This window comes from Actinomyces sp. oral taxon 171 str. F0337 (assembly GCF_005696555.1).
Lineage (GTDB): Bacteria > Actinomycetota > Actinomycetes > Actinomycetales > Actinomycetaceae > Actinomyces > Actinomyces oris_E.
In genome coordinates this window covers 182,985-205,158 of record NZ_CP040005.1, presented here as the reverse complement: position 1 = coordinate 205,158, position 22,174 = coordinate 182,985, and the positions used below count along the sequence as shown (strand labels likewise).

Below are 22,174 nucleotides of genomic sequence, written 5' to 3'. Positions count from 1 at the left end.
CTCAGCGGCTGAGGGCCCTACTCCGTTGACGACGGCGTTCTGCCCCGGCAACGTCCGGGGACGACGGCGTCCCGTCGCCCACCGGCCCGAGTCCCGCCAGCAGCTCCTCACCTACAGCGCGACCGGTCGCGCGGGTCTGCTGTTTGCCTCCGACCGCTGAGGCATCGGTCCCGATGCTCTCCTGCTCCATGAGGGCGGTGGAGATCATGAGCTTGATGCGGTTGAGCTGGTTGACCTCGCTGGCGCCGGGGTCGTAGTCGATGGCCACGATGTTGGCCTGGGGGTAACGGCGTCGGACCTCGCGGAACATGCCCTTGCCCACCACGTGGTTGGGCAGGCAGGCGAAGGGCTGGCAGCACACGACGTTGGGCACGCCGTGCTCGATGAGCTCGATCATCTCGCCGGTGAGCAGCCAGCCCTCCCCGGCCTGGTTGCCCAGGGAGAGCACCGTCGAGGCCTTGCGGGCCAGCTCGACCGTGGAGGGCTCGATATCGAAGGTACCGCCGGCGGCGCGCAGGGCGGCACGGGCCGGGGCCTGGAGCTGCTCAATGAACCAGACGGCCGCCTTCTTCTTGGCCACACTCCCCTTGCCGATGCCGTAGGCGTCCGCCTCCCACTGGGCAGTTACCAGCCCGGACAGGAAGAAGGGCAGGAGCCCAGGGACGGCCGCCTCGCAGCCCTCGGCCTCGATGACGTCGATGACGTGGTTGTTGGCGTCGGGCTGGAACTTCACCAGGATCTCGCCGACGACGCCGACACGTGGGCGCCGGGGCTCGTCGCGGCGGGGCAGGTCGTTGAACTCGCGGACCATCTCGCGCAGGAGGCGGCGGTAGCCGATGCGCCCGCCCCAGGTGGGGCAGCGGCCCTTGTGCTCGAAGTACTCGGCGATGATGCGGTTCCAGCGATCGACGAGCTCCTGGGTGGAGCCTTCGACCACCTCGTAGGGGCGCACCCGCAGCAGGCAGGTGTTGAGGGTGTCGCCGATGATGATGCCCTGGAGCATCTTGAGGCCCATGGTGGCGGTCAGCTCGAATCCGGGGTTGGACTCGATGCCCTGCAGGGAGATCGCCAGGACCGGCACCTGCGGGTAGCCGGCCTCGCGCAGGCCCTTGCGCAGCATGGCGGCGTAGTTGGTGGCCCGGCAGATGCCGCCGGTCTGGGAGATGGCCACGACGCAGGAGTCCGGGTCGTGGCTGCCGTCGGTGAAGGCGCCGATGAGCTGGCCGATGACCATGATGGCGGGGAAGCAGGCGTCGTTGTTGACGTAGCGCAGGCCCACCTCGAGGTCGTCACGGGTGGCGGACTGAAGCAGCTCGACCTTGTAGCCAAGGCGCCGCATGAGCGGCTCGAGGGGCCGGAAGTGCACGGGGCTCATCTGGGGCATGAGGATGGTGTGGGTGGCGCGCATGGCCTCGGTGAAGACCGGACCGGTGGCCCCCGGCAGCTCCCGCCCTCCGACGGCGCCGCTCGCCTCGCTCCGGTCGGCCGTCTTCTCAACGGTCCGGGCGGCGGCCATCGCGGAGGGCTCATCGACGGGAGCGGTCGTGTCGATCTCGACGGCATCGTCGACAGTGCCATCGGCCTCGTCGCAAGCCTCCCTGACGGCCTCCTCGGCGTGAGCCGTCTTCTCCGCGGCACGGGCCTCGGAGGCGGCGGCCAGGGAGCGCAGGCGGATGGTGGCGGCGCCGAGGTTGGAGACCTCGTCGATCTTGAGGCTCGTGTAGACCCCTCCGGCGGACTCCAGGATCTCCTGGACCTGGTCGGTGGTCAGGGCGTCGACGCCGCAGCCAAACGAGTTGAGCTGGACGAGCTCGAGGTCGTCGCGGGTGGTGACGAGCTCGGCGGCCTGGTAGAGGCGCGAGTGGTAGGCCCACTGGTCGCGCACCCGCAGGCGTCTGGCGACGCCCTGGGTGGCCACGGGCTTGGGAGTGGGCAGGCCGACGCCGGTGACGTCGGACCAGTCGGCGGGCGCCTGCGGGTCGGGGCGGAGCTCGTCCACCCGGCGGCGCAGTGCGGCCACAGCCCGGCTGAGCGCCCCGGTGGCGACGGCGTGCTCGGCGCCGTCCCCGGGGTCGAGGGCCTGGTCCGTGCCGGGTGACGAGCCGGCCTGGCGGGCGATGGCGGCCCAGTCGGTCTTCTTGGGCTTCTTGGGCCTGGCCGGTCTGGCGGGGCGCCCTCCCGACTCAGCTTTCCCGGGCCGGCAGGGCTTACCGGCATCCCCGGTCTCCTCGGAGATCCTGGGCTTCCCGGCCCGCCCTGCAGTCGTGGTGGTCGCGACGTCGGATCCGCCGGCGACCGGCCCGGTGCTGGTCTCGGAGACACCCGGTTCCGGCACCTCGGTGGCTGCGGTGTCGGGCTCGGGCAGGAGGGAGTCCTCGGACAGGACGGCCAGTCCCAGGGTGTTGATGACGTCGGGGACGCCGTGGTTGATCTCGGGGTCGATGTGGTAGGGCCGTCCGGCCAGGACGATTCCCTTGCGGCCGTTATCCTCCATCCACCTCAGGGCGCGGCGGCCCTCGGCGCGCACGTCGGCCTTGAAGGCGGCGTCCTCGGCGAAGCCGGCGGCCACGGACCGGCGCGCCTCGGGCAGGGTGACGCCCCAGTCGGCGAAGACCTCGACGAGCCGTTCGGCCAGGGTGGCGGGGTCGGCCAGGTTGAGGAAGGGGGAGAGCATTCGCACGCCCGAGCCTCCGGAACCTGCTCCTCCCTCAGCGCCGTCGGCGCCCTCGCCACCGTGGGGCCGCCCGTCGCGTACGGCCTCGACGTTGTTGCGGATGACCTCGGGGTAGGTGGCCACGATCGGGCAGTTGAAGTGGTCGGCGACGCCCTGGACGAGCTCGCGCTCGTAGAAGACGCAGGGGAACCAGATCGTCGTGATGCCCTTGGCGATGAGGGCCTCGATGTGCCCGTGGGCGAGCTTGGCCGGGTAGCAGACGTTCTCCGAGGGGATCGTGTCCATGCCGGACTCGAAGAGCTCGTGGTTGGAGCGCCCCGAGATCATGACGCGGAAGCCCAGCGAGGTGAGCACCGTGAACCACAGGGGGTAGTTCTCGTACATGCCCAGCACCCTGGGGATGCCGATGTCCCCGCGCGTGGCCGCGCCCTCGCGCAGGCGCCGGTAGGAGAAGGCCCGCTTGTACTTGTAGTCGTAGAGGTTGGGCAGGTCGGACTTGGTGGCGCGCCGCTCCTGGGTGGCGCCCCGCTCGCAGCGGTTGCCGGAGATGTGGCGCTGACCGTCGTTGAAGGTGGTGATGGTCAACTGGCAGTGGTTCTGGCACAGCTTGCAGGTGGCGGTCTCGGTGGTCAGGCTGAAGCGGGAGAGCTCGCCCAGGCTCATGAGGCCCGAGGGCACGCCGCCGTAGGTGGCCCGGGCGCTCAGGGCCGCACCGAAGCAGCCCATGAGGCCGGCGATGTCGGGGCGCACCACCTCCCGGCCGGTGAGCAGCTCGAAGGCCCGCAGCACCGCGTCATTGAGGAAGGTGCCGCCCTGGACCGAGACCCGTTCGCCGAGCTGGTCGGCGTCCTTGAGCTTGATGACCTTGTACAGGGCATTGCGCACCACCGAGTAGGACAGGCCCGCACTGATCTCCCCCACCGTGGCCGACTCGCGCTGGGCCTGCTTGACCGAGGAGTTCATGAACACGGTGCAGCGGCTGCCCAGGTCCACCGGCCGCTCGGCGTGCAGGGCGGCCTCGGCGAACTCAACGATCTCCAGCCCCATGGACCGGGCGAAGGTCTGCAGGAAGGAGCCGCAGCCGGCCGAGCAGGCCTCGTTGACGCTGATGGAGTCGATGGCGTCGCCCTTGATGCGCAGGTACTTCATGTCCTGGCCGCCGATGTCGATGACCGAGGTGACCCCGGGGTTGAGGTAGGCCGCCGCCCGGTAGTGCGCCATCGTCTCGACGACGCCCTCGTCGATGCGCAGCGCCGCCTTGACCAGGGACTCCCCGTAACCGGTGACGCAGGAGCGCACGATCCGCACGCCATCAGGCATCTCGCGGTGGATGCGGCGCAGGATCTCCACGGCGGCCGTCACCGGGTCGCCCTCGTTGCCGGCGTAGTGCTCCCACACGATCCGCCCGCGCCCGTCCAGGACCACGGCCTTGATCGTCGTCGAGCCGGCGTCGATCCCCAGGAAGCAGTCACCGTCCCGGAACTCCCCGCCCGTCCCCGACGCCGAGGCCGCATGGGGTCCCTCGTCGTCGATACCGTCGAGCTCGTCGTCCGGTACGTCCGGCTCAGGTCCGCTCTCCTCGGAGGGCTTCTCGGGGACCGGCCAGTGGGCCCGCTCAATGTGCGCGCGGGCGTGCCGCTCGCGGAAGGCCTCCAGCTCGGCGGCGTCCTTGAACAGCGGGCGCATCCGGGAGGTGCCCAGGGACAGGGCCTTGCGGGTGGCCAGGCGGGTGGACAGCTCGGAGATCGGCGTCGGCTCGCCCGAGGAGAGCAGGGCGGCGCCGATGGCGACGTAGAGCTGGGCGTTGTCGGGGCATGTGAAGGAGTCGACCTGGTCCGCCAGGGTCCGCTCGAAGGCGGCGCGCAGCTGGGGCAGGAAGTGCAGCGGCCCGCCCAGGAACATGACGTGGCCACGGATGGGACGCCCGCAGGCCAGGCCCGCAATGGTCTGGGTGACGACGGCCTGAAGGACGGAGGCAGCCAGGTCCTCACTCGCAGCACCCTGGTTGATGAGCGGCTGGAGGTCGGACTTGGCGAAGACGCCGCAGCGCGAGGCGATGGGGTAGAGGGTCGTGTGGCGCGAGGCCATATCGTCCAGGCCGGCGGCGTCGGTGTGAAGGAGCTGAGCCATCTGATCGATGAAGGCACCGGTACCGCCCGCGCAGGTGCCGTTCATGCGCTGCTCGGGGGTGGGGTGGAGGTAGGTGATCTTGGCGTCCTCACCACCGAGCTCGATGACGACGTCGGCCCGCGGATCGCACACGCGCACCGTCTCGGTCTCGGCGATGACCTCCTGAACGAAGGGCAGACCCATGAGGGTGGCCAGGGACAGCCCGGCGCTGCCGGTCACCGCCCCACGCACGACGGCGCCCGGATATGCCCGGCCGACCTCCTCCAGCAACCGGGTCAGCTCACCACGCACATCCGCGTTGTGACGACGGTACTCAGCAAACACCGGCGACACCGGACTCCCCGACGCCGAGTCGGCCGGGGCACCCGCAGGCACCTCGGGCAGACGCTCAGGGAGAAGGACCAGCTTGATGGTGGTCGAGCCGATATCCAACCCCATCCGTAGGGCACTGGTGCCGTCTGCCGGGGCACGACCGTCACAGCCCAGGTCCACCGACTGCGCAACCGACCCCGTGGTCGCGGAGGAGGCAAACCTCCGCGAGATGGAGACAGGATCGGGAACAGACATGCTTCACCTCGGCGCGCGCCTACGCCGACCCTCTGTGAGCCGACGACGATGTGGGCTGGACCCCACCGTATCGAGGCGAACCATCAGTCTCAACGGTGTTGAAATGACCGTGCGACCCGCCCTCCACCACCTCGACTTCTTGGTGCAATGACGGCCAGAATCTCCTGCGGTTATGTGACGCCCACTCCAAGAACCTGAACAACGTTGAATATCGCACCGATAAACTTCCCTAAAAATAGGGCGACCGTCACACCCTCTCGGGTTCGCTGACCCCGATCAAGTGCTGTGTTCTCCCGGAACTTCTCCGGTTTCTGCAGGACTGGTCACCACGGGCAGCAGCGGCACTCGTAATCTCCTGGAGTGACCAGTGATGCCCTCAGCGCTCCACAGCCGAGCGCCTCGCCCGAGGAGGTGAGGCTCGATCACCCCCGCCCTGGTCACACACGACGCCGAGGACCCCGGCGTCGGCCGACGACCGGCAGCACCCAGCCACCCTCCACGCGGGATGCGATCCTGACCGCCGCGCGCGAGTCGTTCCTGGCCCTGGGCTACGAGGGCACGACGATCCGGGCAGTGGCCCGCACGGCCGGGGTGGACCCGGCACTCGTGTCGTACTACTTCGGTTCCAAGGGCGATCTGTTCGGGGCGGCCGTCAACCTGAGGGTACGGGCGAGCGAGGAGATCGCGGCCGTCGTCAGCGGGGACCTGCGCTCAGCCGGCCCCCGCCTGGTGAGGCTGTCACTGACCGCCTGGGACGATGCCGCCGGTGGGGCGACCTTCCGCACCCTGCTGCGGTGGATGGCCACGGACGTCAGCTCCCCAGAGGCGATCCAGAGCTACGCGACCGAGCAGATCGCCACCCCCATGGCCGAGGCCCTCAAGCAGTCGGGCCTGTCGGGGATATCAGCACGAGAGAGGGCCACCCTGGCCGGGTCCCAGCTGGTGGGACTGGCCATGATCCGCTACGTGCTGCGCCTGGAACCCGTCGCAAGCGCCAGCGTCGACCATCTGGTGGAGGTCGTCGGGCCGACGATCCAGCACTACCTCACCGGCCCGTTGCGCCCCAGGTGAGTCAACCGGACAGAGACGCAGCAGCCACCGTCGGCGTGATCACCCCAGTCAGCCCGGCCACCACAGTCAACGCGCTACGTCACCACCGGACATACGCATGTAGACATAGACCGTCATGAGAAAGATCATCGGGATGACCACGAGCAGCCCTATGACGGTCAGCAGCCCACCGAAGTAGACGGGGATGATGGTGAGCGCCAGCAGCGGCGCATTACCGCCTTGCCTCATGAGACGGTATGAGCGACCAATCGCCTTGAAGCAGGAGCATCCCTCGTTCATGACAACGACCACCGCCACCCAGCAGAAGTAGCCGACCACCAGGCCTCCGAGGGGGAAGAGGGAGGCGATGGAGCCCGCAAGACCGACGAGCACGAGCGCGGCAGCCGCGTCGAAGCCATGAGGAGGCACAACGAGGGAGCGGAGCGTCACCTTCTCCCCGCGGGCGATCCGAAGCGCGGCGGTATAGAGACCCAGCGCCACCATCAGCCCCCAGAGCAGCGCCATCGGAATCCCGATCGCGGCAATGAGCGCGCCATTGTCCTCACCGACCACGCTGACAAGTCCGGACACCACCAGCGCCATTGCCAGGAGGCTCAGCGGGATCCAGGCGATGATGAGGGGATTGGCGAAGGTCTTGGCCCAGGCCCATTTCAAGGCATCACCCACCTCGATCCGCGGCACCGGAGGCTGCGCGAGGACCATGGAGACGGGTAGCTGCTGGCAGCCGTAGGCCCCGTCGAAGCCCGGCGCCGGGGGCATGTAGCCGTAGTGGCCAGCACCGCTCGACGCGCCAGGAGCTTCAAAAGACTCGGACACGGTGTCTTCTTTCTGGACATGGAAGCATGCTCGCCCCGGTTGGGAACCGGGGCGAGCATACGCGCGATCGGAATACAGTCAGGTCCGACTCAGAAGGTCTCGTAGCGCGCGGAGCTGAGGAAGACGCCGTGGCCGGTCTCGGTGTTACGGCAGGTCATGCCGGTCTCCTCGGAGCTGCACACCCAGGACCCGAAGGTGACGGACTGACCGTACTCCACCACCTGGGGCGAGGAGGCCCCGCCACCGCGGAAGGCCTCATCGAGCGAGAAAGCGCCCTCGCTGCGGCCGCCGAGCTGCGGAGTGCCCCCGGAGCTGAGGTCGAACCACCACTTCGGCGAGCCCGCCTCGTCCCGGCCGTAGGTGCCGTCGGAGCGGTAGGACAGCACACCGCAGCCGGCGAAGTGGGCGGACAGGTCGCAGCCGATGTTGCCCGACGGCGACACGATCATGGCCGTCTTCTCCGAGACGAGGTTGTCCGGAACGAAGGACGTGGCCTGACCGGCCGACTCATCAGCGGGGGCGGCAGGCTCGGAGGGCGCCTGCGCGGTAGCGTCCTTGTCAGCCGGTGCGTCAGCAGGCTTGTCGATGGCCTGATCGGCCGGTTTGTCGGCCGACTTGTCAGAGCTGTCGGAGGGAGCCTGCGCGGGCTGGGCGGCCTCGGAGGACTTCTGCGCCTCAGGAGCCGCGGGCTGCGGCTTCTGAGCGGTCCCGGCGTGGGCCCCGCCGGCGTTGTTCGCGTTGCCCTGAGCCTGCGGGGCCTTGGAGGCACTGCCGCTCTGCTGGCTCGGAGCGTCCGTCTTGCCGGAGGCCGCCACCTTGGTGGCGCCGTTCCCGCCGGCGGCGGGCCGGGGCTCACTGGCCCGCGGGCTCGCAGGGCGGGACTGAGAGCCGGAGGAGGGCTGCTGCGCGGATGAGTTGTTGGAGCCCTTACCGGTGGGGCTCGGGATGCGAGGAGAGGCGTGCCCCGCCTTCTGCCCGGAGGTCGCCTCGGCGCTGGCCGTCGACTGCGCCTTCGCAGATGAGCCCGTAGTGCCCTGCTGATTGGCGTCGGAGGCACCGCCGGACTGACAACCGGCCAGGAGCATGGCGGTCGAGGTGAGAACGACGAGGGACAGGGGAATGGTGAAGCCGCTTCGGCGGACCGCGATGGTCATGGCTGCGGCATCCTTTCGGTCGAGGTCGGTGCAGCCAACACGGTACTAGAGCCCCGAAGAGGAGGGGAACAGTCAGAAAGTCAGGCGTCCCGCCGATTTCCGGCATCAGACGTCCCATCTTCCCAGCAAACCACCAGATATCGCAGTGATAACGCCAATCACAGAGAGATGACGAAATGACCGTTCTACAGGACACATTCCATCTAGTGAGACAGATAACGGAATGGTCCCCCCCTCCTCGGAGGAGTACGCAGAAGGTCCACCCCGGCGGACCAGCACCGCGGACGGGCTGGGGTGTTGGGCGGCCCACGGCTCCCCCACACACCTCCGGTCGCTTCATTCACTAGAATGTTGCCGTGATCTTCAAGGCAGTGCGAGAGAGGCCCCCCTACCCCGACCACGGGGTCACCACTCAGCGCGATTGGGCCGTCATCGCACCTCGACAGATCCGCCTGGCTGACCTCACCACCACCCGCGCGACCCTTGATCTGCGCAGCCTCCTGGATGACGACTCCACCTTCTACGGTGACCTGTTCGCCCACGTCGTCTCCTTCAAGGGGGACCTCTACCTGGAGACCGGCCTGCACCGGGCACTGCGCGCCGCCCTGCAGGGACGCACCGCGATCCACGCCCGCATCCTGGAGGTCACGGAGGACGGGGTGCCGCGGCTCGCCCCTGCGCCGCCGAGCGCCTGACCCTCACCGGCGGCACTCAGTAACTCACACGAGGCCCACGGGCCGCGGCTCGGTCCCATGTCACATCGAGCCCACCACCACCCGATGAGTGCCGTCGTCCATTACTCTGGTTCGCGTGAGTAGTCCCGCAGATCCGCGCACCGAGTACCGGCGGCACATGCAGCACCGTCAGGCCACCGTCATCGGCACCATCCTGGCTGTCATGGTGGTCGCTGTCGCCGTGAGCCTCCTGGTATCGCTGGGCATCCTGCCCGCCTACAACCCGGGCTTCTCGCAGCCCAAGAGCACGGCGACCTACGTGCCCCAGCCCTGCCCGCCCAGCGGCGCCAAGACCGTCGACGTCACCACGATCGAGAAGATCAACATCTACAACGGCTCCGAATCGGTGGGCCTGGCCACCACGGTGCAGCAGGATCTGAAGGAGGCGGACCTGCATATCACCTCGGCGAACGACTGGCCCGGAGGCATCTACAACGGCGAGGTCCAGATCATGGCGTCCAAGGGCGGCCTGATCAATGCCTACTCCCTGGCCCAGATCTTCCCCAACTCCACAGTGCAGCTCGATCGCAGCCTGTCCGACAGCGACACCACGGTCTCGGTGGTCCTGGGCAAGGAGTACCTGCAGAACGCGCTGAAGTCGGACGAGATCAAGCTTCTCGGCGCCGACAAGCCCATCACCGCCCCCAGCGACTGCGTCCCGGCGGACAAGGCCGCCACGAGTAAGCCCAGCTGATCCGGGGCCGCCGAGTCCGGGCGGGATCGCCCAGACGACGCCCCTCCCCCTTCGCCCGAGTGGCAGCCGATGTACGCGGTGCGGCACATCGGCTGCCGCCTTTCTGCGGCACCTGCCAGTGAGGGGCTCAGGAGCGGTTCTCAGCAGCGCCCTCAGCGCCATCGGTGCTCGACGACGTCGGGGCCTCTGCTGGGGACGCGGCCGAGGGGGAGTGAGCGGCGCGGCTGGAGTAGGCCGGCCCCTCCAGCTCGGTGCCGGCGGGGGCCGAGGCCGGGGAGGCCTGCTCCAGGTTGGTGCCGCGCAGCTTCGAGATCCAGCGCATGGTGTGGTAGACGCCGATGGCGGCCGCCGAGCCGAGGGCAATGCCCTTGAAGGTCATGTCGCCCCAAACCAGGGTGTAGTCGGCGATGGCCACGACCATGGACACGGCCGCCGTGTTGAGGTTGACCGGGTCGGAGAAGTCCACGCGGTTCTGCACCCAGATGCGCACCCCCAGCATGCCGATCATGCCGTAGAGGACAGTGGCCGCCCCGCCCAGGACACCGGCCGGGATCGTGGCGATGATCTGGCCGAACTTCGGCAGGAGGGACAGGCCCAGGGCGCTCAGCGCCGCCACCACGTAGGCGGCGGTGGAGTAGACGCGGGTGGCGGCCATGACGCCGATGTTCTCCGCGTAGGTGGTGGTGCCCGAGCCACCGCCGGTGCCGGCGAGCATGGTGGACAGCCCGTCGGCGAACAGGGCCCGGCCGGTGACGTCGTCGAGGTCCTCCCCGGTCATGGCGGAGACGGACTTGACGTGGCCGATGTTCTCGGCGATGAGGACGAGCACCACGGGGATGAACAGGCCCAGGTAGCGCACGTCGAAGGCCGGGGCGTGGAAGTCGGGCAGCCCCAGAACGGGGGCCTTGGCGACGTTGTCGAAGTTGACCTCCCCGCGCAGCATCGCGGTGGCGTAGCCGATGAGCACGCCGATGAGGATCGCCAGTCGCCCGATAATGCCCTTGAACATGACGGTGATGACCAGGATCGAGACGATCGTGACGACCGCCGTCACGGGGCCCTTCGTGACATTGCCCCAGGCCGCGGGGGCCAGGTTGAAGCCGATGAGGGCGACGATCGCGCCGGTGACGATCGGCGGCATGAGACGGTCGATCCAGGCAGACCCGACCAGGTGGACGATGACGCCCACCACCAGCAGGCACAGCCCCACCGAGATGATCCCGCCCTGCGCCAGGGCGGCCCTGTGGGGATCAAGGGGAGCACCGCTGTCACGTGTATAACCGGTCACGGCTCCAATGGGGGCGAGAAGCGCGAAGGAGGAGCCCAGGTAGCTGGGCAGGCGCCCGGAGGTGATGCCCAGGAACAGCAGGGTGCCCACACCGGTGAAGAACAGCGTCGTCGCCGGGTCGAAGCCAGTCAGCAGCGGCACCAGGAAGGTGGCGCCGAACATGGCGACGACGTGCTGGACACCGATGCCGATGGTGCGCGGCCAGGTAAGACGCTCACCGGGGGCGACGACCTCGCCCGGAGCGATGGACCGGCCATCGCCGTGCAGGCGCCAGCCACGAGAGGGGGAAGAGGACACGAGTGAGCTCCTGCCTAAGCAACGAGGGGAATGACTGTGTCCCGTGGGAAATCCACTCGCGGGAGACCCGCGGGACGCTTGGCAGGACCCGGCAGAGCCTGCCGGGACTTCAGCATAGCCCCTGCGCGGGAGGTGCGCGGACCGGGTCCCCTCGCGGGCGCCTGACGGGCCCCTCGCGGGCGTCCGGCCGCCGCCCGGAGTCGTCCGTGGGGAGGATGCCGCCATCGGGCCCCGACGGTGCAAGATGTGGGCATGAGCACCGCCGGGACCTCCCCTCCAGGACAGAGCGCACCGCCCTTTTCGCCGGGTTCGGAGCAGTACGTCAACGGGCTCCCTCCGGGATTCGTCTTCCCCGGCACCGAGAACCTCGACCCGGCAGAGATCTTCTCCGGCCCCGGCTACACGGCACCCCTCCCTCGTACCGACTCCAGGGCGTCGGCCGCCCTGCTCGGTGGACTGCTCAGCTTCATCCCCCTCATCGGCGTCGCCGCGATCTTCCTGGGCATCAGTGCGCTGCGGCGCCTGCGCCACAGCTACGACTCCGGTGAGGGACTGGCCTGGCTGGGGCTCGTTCTGGGAGGAGCCTCCATGGTCCTGTGGTCCTGCATCCTCGTGCTCGTGCTGTTCGTGACCTAGGGCCACACGGCCACACCCTGCCATCAGGTCCCCTACAGTGGTCCCGTGAAGCCTTTCATCATGGTGACTACGCGCCCCGAGCACGAGGCGGCGCAGGACGAGTACGAGTCCTTCCTGGCTCAGAGCGGCCTATCACGCGGCGACCTGCAGCACATCGCCCTGGAGGAGGTCGACTTCCTCGACTCCTTCACCGCGGCCGATGTCTCCGGGGTGCTCATCGGGGCCAGCCCCTACAACGCGGACACGCCGGCGGCTGAGAAGACCCGCAGTCAACGCAACGTCGAGGAGCAGATCCGCGAGCTGCTCGGGGTGGTTCTCAAGGAGGGCATCCCCCTCCTGGCCACCGGCGTCGCGCTGCAGGTGCTGGCCGATTACCTGGGCACCGGGACGCAGGAGGAGTTCGGTGAGGAGCTGGGCGCCGTCGACCTGTTCCTGACGGCGGAGGGTCGCGAGGACCCGGTCCTGGAGGGACTCCCCCAGGTGGTCACGGTGTTCGCAGGCCACTATGAGGGCGTCGGGGAGGTGCCCGCGCACGCGACCCTGCTGGCGAGCTCGCCCGACTGCCCGGTCCAGATGCTGCGCGTGGGCAGGAACGTCTACGCCTGCCAGTTCAACCCCGAGCTCGACGCCGTCCGGTTCGAGCGGCGCGTCAGCATCTACGACGAGGCCGGTTACGGCGACCCGGACATGAGCGAGGACATCCTCACTCAGGCCCGGTCCGCTGAGGCGCACGACGCCGGACAGATCATCCGCAACTTCGTCTCGTACTTCGCACGCGACTGAGCTGCCACTCCTGGGGGCCGGACGCCCCGAAGGACTCGGGGGTACAGGCGCAGCTCCGGAACGGAGAGCCACGACCATCAGGACCTTGCCATGACTTACCCACCTGCCCATCCAGGGCCGCCACAGGAACAGAGCGGCCCATCGAGTCCGTCGTACGCTCCGCAGGCCGCCTACGGCCGACCTCCGGTGAGCGCTCCACAGGGCGGGACGACCTACGGACAAGCGCCGACGCCGGCCGGCTACGGCGCCTACGTGCTCCCTGAACAGGGTGCGATCCCAACGCAGTCGGCGCCTCACTCACCCGGGGCCTCCGCCCTCCCGGGGCAGCCCCATCCGTCTGCGTCCGCACACGTCTTCGCACCGCAGTACCAGCCGCATCAGCAGCAGTACCAGCAGTACCCGCACTACCCACGAGGCGCGGGATCGGACACCGGGGCCGGGTACCTGGTCGGGGCAGTCACCGCCCCGGGCTACTCCGCCCCGGGTTACGCCACCTCCGCCAGACCGCCGCAGCTGGGCGGTGCGCGCCCGGAAGCCACCTCACCTCAGTCCATCGGCACAGGACAGGGTGTTCCGTGGCGCGGTGCGAAGACCCTGGCACTCGTGGCCCTGCTCGCGCTCTCCGCACTGGAGACCGTGAGCTTCATTACTTCTATGAATGTGTACCTTGCGGGCAAGCAAAGCTGGCTCTCCATCTCCAGACTGACGGCCTCACTGATATACCTCAGCATCACACCGAGCCTGTGGTGGCTCTTCCTCGCCGTCCGGCGCCTCTTCCGAAACCAGCCCATTTCCGAGATGACAGGATTAGCGCTGTGGTACGGATTTCTGATGCTCATGCTCCCAACCGGGACCGCCCAGTCCCATCAGGTTCACATCAACGCCGTCATCATTGTTCTTTCTTTCGTCGTCGCCACAGTCGGGGCAGTCGCCACCGTACGACTCAACCAGAGGCTGCAGGAGCCGCGGTCCTGGATCGTGACCCTCGCCGTGGGCTCTTGTCAGTTCATCCTCTTCAACGCGATCCACCGTTTCGCAAATTTAGGCTGGATCACCTACATCTTGGTATCGCAAGGTCGGAGTGTCACTCACTACACGTCACACCTCTGGCTCGTGTGGTCGGAATCCGATGGGGGCGGCATTCCTCTGATACCGAGCCTGGCATTCTCCAGCCTCATCGTCGTCCTTTCGGGTATCAGCTCCATCCAGGCGGCCCGAGGCTCTTACGACAAGATTTTCAAGATAACCTCCATTGCCTGCGCATCCCTGCTGACCCTCTACAACATCATCGTCTCCACCGCCTTCGGAATACTCTCGAGTGACGGACACAGCCACACGCCATCCGAAACCGGTTTCATGCTGCTGACAGTCGTCGTCATCGGGATCATCACCATCGGATCGGCGGTGGCTGCCGCCCGTCAGCTCACCAACCGGGAGTCCGTGAGCGGCATCCAGCAGGGACTTCATGCTGGAGGGGCAGGGGGCATGCAGAACCGCTTCAGCCGGCACCATCGGTCCCAGTCACCGTGGGGGAGCGGATACAGCGGGTACTGAGCCCATCCGGAATCGCGGGTCCAGCACGCAGCGTCGCCCTGGTCATCGACACCGGCCGGCACCTCAAGCACAATGCCACGTATGCGGCAGCCACCTCAACCTCCTCAGAGCAGCCCCAGCCCAACGCCGTCGGGCGCCTCCGAGCATCACCCGGCGACGCCGTACGGCGTGATGCCTGACGGGCCGGCCCCCTCCTCGCCACCCCCGCATGCGCCCTACACACCGGGCCACGTTCCCCAGAGCGGGCAGCGGGCCGACTACCCCCATCTTTTCCGCGGGCAGACAGCTACTCCGACACAGCCGGTGGCCCCGCACCTGTCCAGCATTGGCCAGCCCGCCAGCGGGATCGTCGCCAACGGGACTGATGCCGCCCCCTACTCGGCGGGTCCCACCGCCAGCTTTCCCAGGTTCTCTCCCAGTCCTGCTTCTGTGACCCCGCAGTCGTTCGCCCGGCCATCGATGGTCAGCGCACCGCCACTCGGTGTCACCCACAAGGCCGCCCTCTCCTCACCCGCCCCCTGGAGGCGCGACCGAGTGGCCGCCCTCGTGCTGACGCTGTTAGCAGTTGGGATTCATGTGATATGGGCAATCAATGACGCGTCCGCGCACCCCGCCTTCCCCTCCTTGCAGAATCCCACAACGCAAGACTACTACAAAGCACTGTATTACATTCCACATACATTGGGTGCCTGGTGGCTCATCCTTCTCCCTATTCCCATCATCACCATCACCAGGAACCAAGCCAGTACCATCACGACCGCAGCCGCACTTCAAATATTCTTCATCGACACATTGATCCTTAACAACAGCATCATCGGAAACCCCCTCCCCATTTTGTGTCTTCTGGCCACCGGTGGTGCGGCGATCTTCACGACCCTGATGGGGAGGACCACCCGCCCCCCTCGACAATGGCTGGTCAACCTCGGAATGGCGGTGAACCTATTCCTCCTCGTGTCCATGGCCCATCGACTCATGAGACTGTGCATCCATGGAGAAATATATCAATCGGACCTGAGCGACCATTCAGCCAACGTGTGGATGTCCCCCTCAGGCAGGCCGGACGGTCAGGGAATACCGCTCACTGCCGGGGTGGTCATCATGATCATCGTGGCCACCATCGCCTCGATCAGTCTTTATCTGGGATTCTCATCCCCCACCAGCCGAGCATTCCGCTACACCGTTGGAGTCGCCCCAGCTCTCATGGCGCTGGTCAACATGTATATTCTCTCCGTGTTCGGCTTATCCGGCGCCATCGTCTCCTCGGTGCTCGGTCTGACCAGCATCGGTACGGGTGCCCACCCGCACGCGGAGTTCCGGGCCTGGTTGGCATCGATCCTCCTCGCCCTTCTCGCCATCGGCCTGACGGTGCTCATGCGCCGCAACTCCTGCGTCAGACAGCACACGCCGACGCCCTGGAGCACATCACAGACCTTGACCATTGGGTTACCCAGTGTCGGAGCCGCCGCTCCCACGTACGCCGAAGGTGCACCGACGCACCCATCGGAAGTGACTGGCATCACTCCACCAGGGGCATCCATGCGCCCGTCGGCTCCGAACTCCTGGTGACGGCGCACCACGTCGGTACGCCACTCACCTGGCCACGTCGCCTACCCATGTCACCAAGGAGTTCTCCCATGCGTACTCGCAAGATCGTGTCAGCCGCCCTGCTCGTTGCCGCCCTCGCCGTCGGTACCGCCGCCTGCGGTTCCACGAATGCCGACAAGAACAAGATGGAGCAGACCTCCACCCCCAGCGGCACCATGAGCGACAACAAGATGTCCGATGGCAAGATGAGTGACGGTAAGACCGCCGACACCAAGATGTCCGACGGGAAGATGGCCGACAATGCCACCCCCGACAGCATGTCGGACGGCAAGATGAGCGACGACAAGATGTCGCCCGCCCCCTCGGCCAGCAGTATGTCGGACGGCAAGTAGTGCCCACCCAATGAGCTGATCCTCACGACGCGCGTTGGCCCGTACCCGCCACGGTGGGCACGGGCCAACACACTGACAGACCGGCGGAGGAGGTACTCGACAGAGCTGACAGCGGTCCAGTCGGCAGCGGCAGTCCCGACCCGCGCTCCCGCGGATAGGCTCGGCCGGAGGTTCTGGACCATGCTGACCAGGAAGACGGTCAGGACAGGTCGGCGTACTCCTGTGGCACATCGGCAACAGCCTGAGCGATGGGGGTGTCACCGTCGTAGAAGGGGATGACCTTGCCGATGCTGGCCGGCTCGGCGAGCACGGCGGCGATGACATGAGCCACGTTGCCACGCGACGTCGGTGCCTTCGAGGTCGGGGTGCCCTTGGGGACGCGAGCCACGGTGATGGCACCGGTGGGTTCATCCAGGGTCAGCAGGCCCGGCCCCAGGATCGTCCAGGCCAGGTCGGTGGTCTGCAGGTGTCGGTCTGCCGCGATCTTGGCAATGGCGTAGGCGCGCAGCGGGTGGTCGTCGGGAACCTCGCCGTAGGCGGTGAGGAAGGAGACCATGACGTAGCGCGTGACCCCGGCTGCGGCGGCGGCCTCCATGGAGCGGATGGCGGCGGCGCGGTCGACGGCGTCGGTGCGCTCCGGGCCGCCCTTGCCGCCGGCCCCGGCGGACCAGACGATCGCGTCAGCACCGGCGAAGACCCGAGTGAGCTCAGCGACGTCGGCTTCCTCGACGGACAGGACCAGCGGGGTGGCTCCGGTGGCGGCGACGTCGGCGGAGTGGTCGGGGTTGCGGATGAGGGAGACGACCTCGTGGCCGGCGTCCACCAGCAGCGGGGAGGCCAGCAGCGCGACCTTGCCGTGGCCCCCGATCATGACAATGCGGGACATGCGCGAGTCCTTTCTGTATGTCCTGGGTTTTCGGGATCGATCAGACGATTCGGCCCGGGTGGGTACCCCAGCATTCACCTCGCCCGCACCGCACGCACCCCCTCCCGCGCTGGGCGAACTGGGACACAGAGGCGGGGCGCACCTGTCGACCGCTGCCCCAGTCGCCCTCGCGGCGCGAGGGCACTGCACGAGGGGCGGAGGCCATTGGAAGAGGGTTGTGCGTAGTCATGAGGTGCGGGGGTTCGTGCAGTATGCACAGCCCCTGGCCGGTGCATTGCCACCTTCGTGGAGTAGACGCTCGGAGATGGCATCCCGGGACCACCCCGACCGCATCGGACCTGCGACGAGATCGGCCGCAACCAGCAAGAGCCGACGAAGACCCTGCCGATCCTGTCCTTGCATCACGGAGACGCAGGCCGGCCAAGCATGTGAGCGGGGACCTCTGCACCTCCCATCGGGGATATAGTTGTATCCCAGATGAATGCACCTCTTCAGAGTCTCTAAAAGCCGCCATTCCGCCTGTTAGGCTCTTCGTATGCGACTAGGAGAACCGCCGGGCATACAAACCGGACAGCCCTTGACGTACTACCAGCACCTCTGCACCAGACTTCACGAGTCATCATTTCCCGGGCATGAAGTGCACATCGGCACGATCGAGCTGGGCACCTCAACGAGGGTCATTCACGTCCACATGAAAGATGGTGTGGCCATCATACTGTCTCTCCTCACAGTCGAAGGAGACGCACTCGAAGGAGTCAGCCTCACCTCCTCCCCCACCCTCATCAAGCAGACGCTACAAGAGAAGGGGCATCACAGCTCACTCTTCGACGATATGCTCGTCTTTTATGACGCTCTTACCGTGCTCCACTTTGGCGATGACGGCTCCCCCTCATTCATGGAGTGGTACGACCCGAGTTACTGGGACATAGCCTCGTTCATTGAAGAGACCTTCCCTCAATCATCTCCGAAGCAGCCTTGAGAACGCGTCAGAGCATCCACCGATGAGCAACCACGACGGCCTGGAACCTTAACCGTGAGAACAGAAGCAGAACACAGCCCTCAAGGGCGCACGTCCCCGCTGGGGCGACGTCAGGCCGGCGCCTGATCCTCTGAAGCCCGGATCAACCCCGTCGGACTTCCAGCGCCCGTCAGTCGCGGGCGTGGACGGACACGAAGTTGGCCAGGAGCTTCCAGGAGTCGGAGACGTCGTCGAGGCGCACGCGAGCCTGGAGCTCGGCGAGCTCGTCGTCAGCGAAGTAGCCGTGACCGGCGTAGAAGCCGAGCCGGTGGGCGAGGTAGTCGCCGTCGAGCTCGGGATGGAACTGAGTGGCGTACAGGTTGCTCCCGATCCGGAACATCTGGACTGGGCAGGCCTGGCCGGCCCCCAGGACGACGGCATGGGGCGGCAGCGTCGTGACCGCCTCCTTGTGGGCGACGAAGGCCTGGAAGACCTTCGGGACGCCGGTGCAGATCGGGTCGGCCAGGCCGGCCTCGGTGAGAGTGACCTCGGGGGCGGTGACGGCCTCGCCGTAGGTGGTGTCGACGACGGCGCCCTGGTGGCAGGCGAGCGTGCCGACGCCGTAGCAGGCGCCGAAGAAGGGGAAGTCGGCCGCGACGACGCGGTCGAGCAGTCCGGAGAGCTCGGCCTCGACCCGCTTCTGGGTGGCGGACTTCTTCTCCGGCGGGGTGGAGGCGTTGAAGGGGGAGCCACCCACGAGGATTCCGGACCAGTCGTCCAGGTCGATCTGCGGCAGGGACTGGGACTCCAGGCGCAGGCGACGGAGCGTGGACTCATCCAGGCCGGTGCGCTTGAGGAATGCCTCGTACTCGGCGTCGGCGGGCTCGTCGTCGCTACGGGTGGCCAGGAAGAGGAAGGGTTTCACGAGATGACCTTAACGGGGGCTGGCAGCCTGGGCAGCATCCTTCTCCACGCCGTTCCCAGAATCACGTTCAGGCGCCGGCCCGCAGGCCCCGGAGGACCTCCTCGACGGCGGCCAGGGTGACACCGGAGGCCTGCCTCAGGGAGAGCTGCGCCTGCCCGAGGTTCCCACCGGCGGCCGGGGCGTCGAGGTAGGTCAGGGCGGAGACCGCCACGCCCCTTGCGGCCAGGACCATGGCCTCGGCCACGGAGTCGGTGACGGCGGCGTCGGCACCCAGGGAGGCCAGGGCGCGGGACTCGGCCGGGCTCGGACGCAGCGGCCCGGGCACGAGTGCGACCACGGAGCTGCCGCTCACGCCGCGAAGGCCCCCCAGACGCTCGGTGAGCCTCGCGTCCCAGCCCGCCGAGACCATGCCGGCGGCCGGGAAGAGAGGGCCACCGAAGACGTTGAGGTGGTCGGCGACGACGCGCACCTGGCCCGGCGCCGGCCCTCCGGCCACGTCACCGGAGCCGCGCAGCGGTGTGGCGCGGGTGACGAGCAGGGCGGCGCGCAGGCGGGCCCCACTGGCGATGCGGGCCAGCGCCGTCGCACTGCGTGCGGCCTCGCCCTCGTACATGCTGGTGCGACCGCGGGCGACGAGAACACCGAGACCACCGCGCTCGTAGGACATGAGAGCGTCCTCCTGGCCGGGAGCGCCTGGAGCCTGGACACCGGGCAGGAAGGACAGGCGCACACGGGCCGATGGGCGGCCCCAGGCCTGGTCGAGATCGCGCAGGAAGGCGGGCTCGGCGATGACGAGGAGGTCATGGCGGGCGCGACCCGTGGCCAGGAGGATGGAGGCGCCGTCGGGGTCCTCGTCCCAGATTCCTGGTGGGGCGGACTGCTGGACCATGGATTCTCCTCGGGTGCGCCCGGGTCGGGCGATGGGACAGGGAACGATGGCCGGCGTTGGAAGCCGGTCAGGGTGGAGCGAAGTCTACGCGAAGACGCCGGCGACCGCCGCCGAGATGAGGCCCTTCCGCACTCACCAACAAAAACTTCAGAATCGACGCGGCTCCGGGTCGATTATGAAGATTCTGTCGATCTGTGTGCGGGCCGGCGGGCAGGGCGGAAGACGGGGTCGACCAGGCCCGGTGCGGCCACGCCTCCGCGATCTACATCGTGCGGTTGAAGTAGATGTTCCCTCCGATGAAGCTCACCAGCTGGAGCCACAGGACGACAACCAGGGCCGGCTTCATCGACCCTCCGAAGGCACCCACGGCACCAACAACAACATTGCCGAAGAAGCCGACGACGCCGGTGAGCGCCCAGGCCCGCTGCGAGGCGGCCCTGTCCCGCTCGTCCTCACGCTTCTCGAGCTCACGGACGAAGAAGGTCTCGTATCCGCGCCTCTTGGCGAAGATCAGGGCGACGTAGACGAGCATCATGGCCGACGCCCCACTGGCGCCACCGTAGAGGAAGCCGTTGGACATCGGGATCGTCAACGCCGCCACCCACAGAAGGATCACGACGACGACAACGTAGGCCATGCGCCCGACGGCGGGCGGCCGAGGTCTGGTGGCCTTCAGGCCCTCCCGAGCACTCGACGTCGAACCGGAGGAGGACGAACCGGTGGCCGCAGCGGAGGAAGGAGTGGGCGTGGGCTCTGACTCAGACATGGAAGATCTCCTCAACAGTGGTCTCGAAGTAGCGGGCAATGGCGATGGCCAAGGGAAGGGAGGGGTCGTACTTGCCCTTCTCGATGGAGTTGATGCTCTGTCTGGAGACGCCCAGGGCGGCTCCGAGCTGGGCCTGAGTGAGACCGCGGGCCTCGCGCAGGCCGCGCACGTCGTTATCCATGGTCCTCACCGCCCGGGGCGCGGCGAGACAATCGGCTCATGCCGCAGCCGCGTTCCGGACGGCACGCAGTCTCGGTGACAGCCACGCGACACCGATGATGGACACGCTGACCAGGGCGGCGCCGATGAGGTGAACGACCAGCAGAAGTGGTCCGGAGGAGACATGACCACCCGCTGGGAACACGAAGCCCACCACGATTCCGGTGGGGAGGGAGCAGACGAGACCGGCTTGCTGCGCGCCGAGCTTCTTGAGGAGCTCGGGCGCCTCCTCGGCACGGACCTCGGGCAGACGGCGAGCCGAGTACCGGTAGACGAGCAGATAGAGGACGATCCCGGCGACAAGGCCGCCAACCACCCCGGCGACGAAGGTGACACCGGAGGAGGTCGACGACGCGGCGGCCAGGGCAGGAGAAGCGGAGACGGCGGAGAACATGGCGATCATCCCTTGAATAGCCACTCACCCCCGAGAGAGGGTGTCATGTTTGCTTGACATGTCTAGTGTGCTTGACAGGACGCACCATGTCAAGCGTGCTTCACTCGGAAAATCCGGGCCGCCGGCACCCACCCCGCACTCACCGACAAAAACTTCAGAATCGACGCGGCTCCGGGTCGATTCTGAAGATTCTGTCGATCTGCGTGCAGTCCAGGCGGCGCACCACCTTCACGCAAACGTTATTGCACGTGATGTGCAAGGACAAAGGAGTGTCACCTACTATCCCACCATGGTTGAGCGCATGTACACCATTAATGCACTAATCGATCAAGTTCGATCAATCGTTACGGAGTTCTTCACTCAGGAGGGCTGGACCGTCGCCCCCTTCTCCGCCGACACCCTCCAGATCTCCCGCGGTAAGAGGGGCATGTCCATCTCCTTCGGCGCGCTCATGGGCAGCAACTTCTATCTCTCGCAGAACCTTCAGTTCGGGACCGGACCGCACGGCGAGACCCTGGTGCGTTACCTCTCCTCGACGGGGTCGGCCTTCATCGGCGGCGCCCTGGGTATGCGCAAGGCCGTCAAGGCCCACGCCGAGTACTCCGAGAAGCTCGCCGACGCGCTGCAGTCGCGAGACATCCTCATGAGCGTGAGGTAGCCGCCGGCACCTGCGCGCCTCCCCTCTCATCTCATCCCTGTCCACCCACTGCGCCTCCGGTCCTCCGTCGGCCGGAGGCCTTCTGCTGCTCAGCACCCCTCAGGCGGTCCGACGTCGGCCCCGCACCTACGGCCGCTCCCTCAC

Annotated in this window: 20 protein-coding genes; 10 read left to right on the top strand and 10 right to left on the bottom strand. The window is 67.5% G+C overall.

Features of this window, described 5'->3' with window-relative positions:
• Window position 1: 1 nt before the first annotated feature.
• On the bottom strand, window positions 2-5,242 hold the full coding sequence (locus FBF36_RS00885) for an acyl-CoA dehydratase activase-related protein (RefSeq protein WP_138137741.1): 5,241 nt from the start codon (window positions 5,240-5,242) through the stop codon (window positions 2-4).
• 489 nt (window positions 5,243-5,731) lie between these two features.
• Here FBF36_RS00885 and FBF36_RS00880 point away from each other — a divergent pair, with 489 nt between their 5' ends.
• On the top strand, window positions 5,732-6,442 hold the full coding sequence (locus FBF36_RS00880; RefSeq protein WP_034493584.1) for a TetR/AcrR family transcriptional regulator: 711 nt from the start codon (window positions 5,732-5,734) through the stop codon (window positions 6,440-6,442).
• Window positions 6,443-6,508: 66 nt separating this feature from the next.
• On the opposite strand, the gene FBF36_RS00875 is transcribed toward FBF36_RS00880, so the two are convergent.
• Window positions 6,509-7,258, bottom strand: a complete 750-nt coding sequence (locus FBF36_RS00875; RefSeq protein WP_225792412.1) for a hypothetical protein — start codon at window positions 7,256-7,258, stop codon at window positions 6,509-6,511.
• An 89-nt stretch (window positions 7,259-7,347) separates the two neighbouring features.
• Window positions 7,348-8,412, bottom strand: coding sequence for a hypothetical protein (locus FBF36_RS00870; protein ID WP_009398645.1), 1,065 nt, complete (start codon window positions 8,410-8,412; stop codon window positions 7,348-7,350).
• Window positions 8,413-8,768: 356 nt separating this feature from the next.
• Here FBF36_RS00870 and FBF36_RS00865 point away from each other — a divergent pair, with 356 nt between their 5' ends.
• Both FBF36_RS00865 and FBF36_RS00860 read left to right on the top strand, forming a co-directional pair.
• Window positions 8,769-9,107 (top strand): hypothetical protein, encoded by a 339-nt coding sequence (locus FBF36_RS00865; protein WP_009398644.1) that lies wholly within the window; start codon window positions 8,769-8,771, stop codon window positions 9,105-9,107.
• Window positions 9,108-9,264: 157 nt separating this feature from the next.
• Window positions 9,265-9,840: a LytR C-terminal domain-containing protein gene (locus FBF36_RS00860; protein WP_009398643.1), complete on the top strand. Its 576-nt coding sequence runs from the start codon at window positions 9,265-9,267 to the stop codon at window positions 9,838-9,840.
• A 127-nt stretch (window positions 9,841-9,967) separates the two neighbouring features.
• Here FBF36_RS00860 and FBF36_RS00855 read toward each other — a convergent pair whose 3' ends face one another.
• Complete coding sequence (locus FBF36_RS00855) at window positions 9,968-11,425, bottom strand: uracil-xanthine permease family protein (protein ID WP_034493580.1); 1,458 nt, start codon at window positions 11,423-11,425, stop codon at window positions 9,968-9,970.
• A 252-nt stretch (window positions 11,426-11,677) separates the two neighbouring features.
• On the opposite strand from FBF36_RS00855, the gene FBF36_RS00850 reads away from it, so the two are divergent.
• The 5 genes from FBF36_RS00850 to FBF36_RS00830 all read left to right on the top strand — a co-directional run bounded on the left by FBF36_RS00850 (window position 11,678) and on the right by FBF36_RS00830 (window position 16,335).
• Window positions 11,678-12,061, top strand: coding sequence for a DUF4190 domain-containing protein (locus FBF36_RS00850; protein ID WP_009398641.1), 384 nt, complete (start codon window positions 11,678-11,680; stop codon window positions 12,059-12,061).
• 45 nt (window positions 12,062-12,106) lie between these two features.
• Window positions 12,107-12,844 (top strand): glutamine amidotransferase-related protein, encoded by a 738-nt coding sequence (locus tag FBF36_RS00845; protein WP_034493578.1) that lies wholly within the window; start codon window positions 12,107-12,109, stop codon window positions 12,842-12,844.
• A 603-nt stretch (window positions 12,845-13,447) separates the two neighbouring features.
• Window positions 13,448-14,398, top strand: a complete 951-nt coding sequence (locus FBF36_RS00840; protein ID WP_138136985.1) for a hypothetical protein — start codon at window positions 13,448-13,450, stop codon at window positions 14,396-14,398.
• 534 nt (window positions 14,399-14,932) lie between these two features.
• Window positions 14,933-15,964, top strand: a complete 1,032-nt coding sequence (locus FBF36_RS00835) for a hypothetical protein (RefSeq protein ID WP_050792697.1) — start codon at window positions 14,933-14,935, stop codon at window positions 15,962-15,964.
• A 68-nt stretch (window positions 15,965-16,032) separates the two neighbouring features.
• Window positions 16,033-16,335 carry a hypothetical protein gene (locus tag FBF36_RS00830; protein ID WP_009398636.1) on the top strand — a complete coding sequence of 101 codons (303 nt, stop codon included), beginning with the start codon at window positions 16,033-16,035 and terminating at the stop codon, window positions 16,333-16,335.
• 199 nt (window positions 16,336-16,534) lie between these two features.
• Here the strand turns inward: FBF36_RS00830 and FBF36_RS00825 are convergent, their stop codons facing one another.
• Entirely contained in the window at window positions 16,535-17,221 is a 687-nt protein-coding gene (locus FBF36_RS00825) for an SDR family oxidoreductase (protein WP_009398635.1), read from the bottom strand.
• Window positions 17,222-17,798: 577 nt separating this feature from the next.
• Between FBF36_RS00825 and FBF36_RS00820 the strand changes: the two genes are divergently transcribed.
• Entirely contained in the window at window positions 17,799-18,200 is a 402-nt protein-coding gene (locus FBF36_RS00820) for a hypothetical protein (RefSeq protein ID WP_198283013.1), read from the top strand.
• Window positions 18,201-18,369: 169 nt separating this feature from the next.
• Here the strand turns inward: FBF36_RS00820 and FBF36_RS00815 are convergent, their stop codons facing one another.
• From FBF36_RS00815 to FBF36_RS00795, 5 genes are all read right to left on the bottom strand, one after another.
• A complete protein-coding gene (locus FBF36_RS00815; protein ID WP_009398631.1) occupies window positions 18,370-19,104 on the bottom strand; it encodes a glutamine amidotransferase in 735 nt (244 codons plus the stop codon).
• A 67-nt stretch (window positions 19,105-19,171) separates the two neighbouring features.
• Window positions 19,172-19,993 (bottom strand): purine-nucleoside phosphorylase, encoded by an 822-nt coding sequence (locus FBF36_RS00810; RefSeq protein WP_075376023.1) that lies wholly within the window; start codon window positions 19,991-19,993, stop codon window positions 19,172-19,174.
• 262 nt (window positions 19,994-20,255) lie between these two features.
• A complete protein-coding gene (locus FBF36_RS00805; RefSeq protein WP_225792411.1) occupies window positions 20,256-20,759 on the bottom strand; it encodes a hypothetical protein in 504 nt (167 codons plus the stop codon).
• Window positions 20,752-20,940: a helix-turn-helix transcriptional regulator gene (locus FBF36_RS00800; protein WP_009395015.1), complete on the bottom strand. Its 189-nt coding sequence runs from the start codon at window positions 20,938-20,940 to the stop codon at window positions 20,752-20,754. Before FBF36_RS00800 ends, FBF36_RS00805 begins: the two co-directional genes overlap by 8 nt.
• 36 nt (window positions 20,941-20,976) lie before the next feature.
• Window positions 20,977-21,372 (bottom strand): PTS sugar transporter, encoded by a 396-nt coding sequence (locus FBF36_RS00795; protein WP_225792410.1) that lies wholly within the window; start codon window positions 21,370-21,372, stop codon window positions 20,977-20,979.
• A gap of 289 nt (window positions 21,373-21,661) precedes the next feature.
• Here FBF36_RS00795 and FBF36_RS00790 point away from each other — a divergent pair, with 289 nt between their 5' ends.
• A complete protein-coding gene (locus FBF36_RS00790; RefSeq protein WP_009395013.1) occupies window positions 21,662-22,030 on the top strand; it encodes a hypothetical protein in 369 nt (122 codons plus the stop codon).
• The last annotated feature ends 144 nt before the right edge of the window (window positions 22,031-22,174 follow it).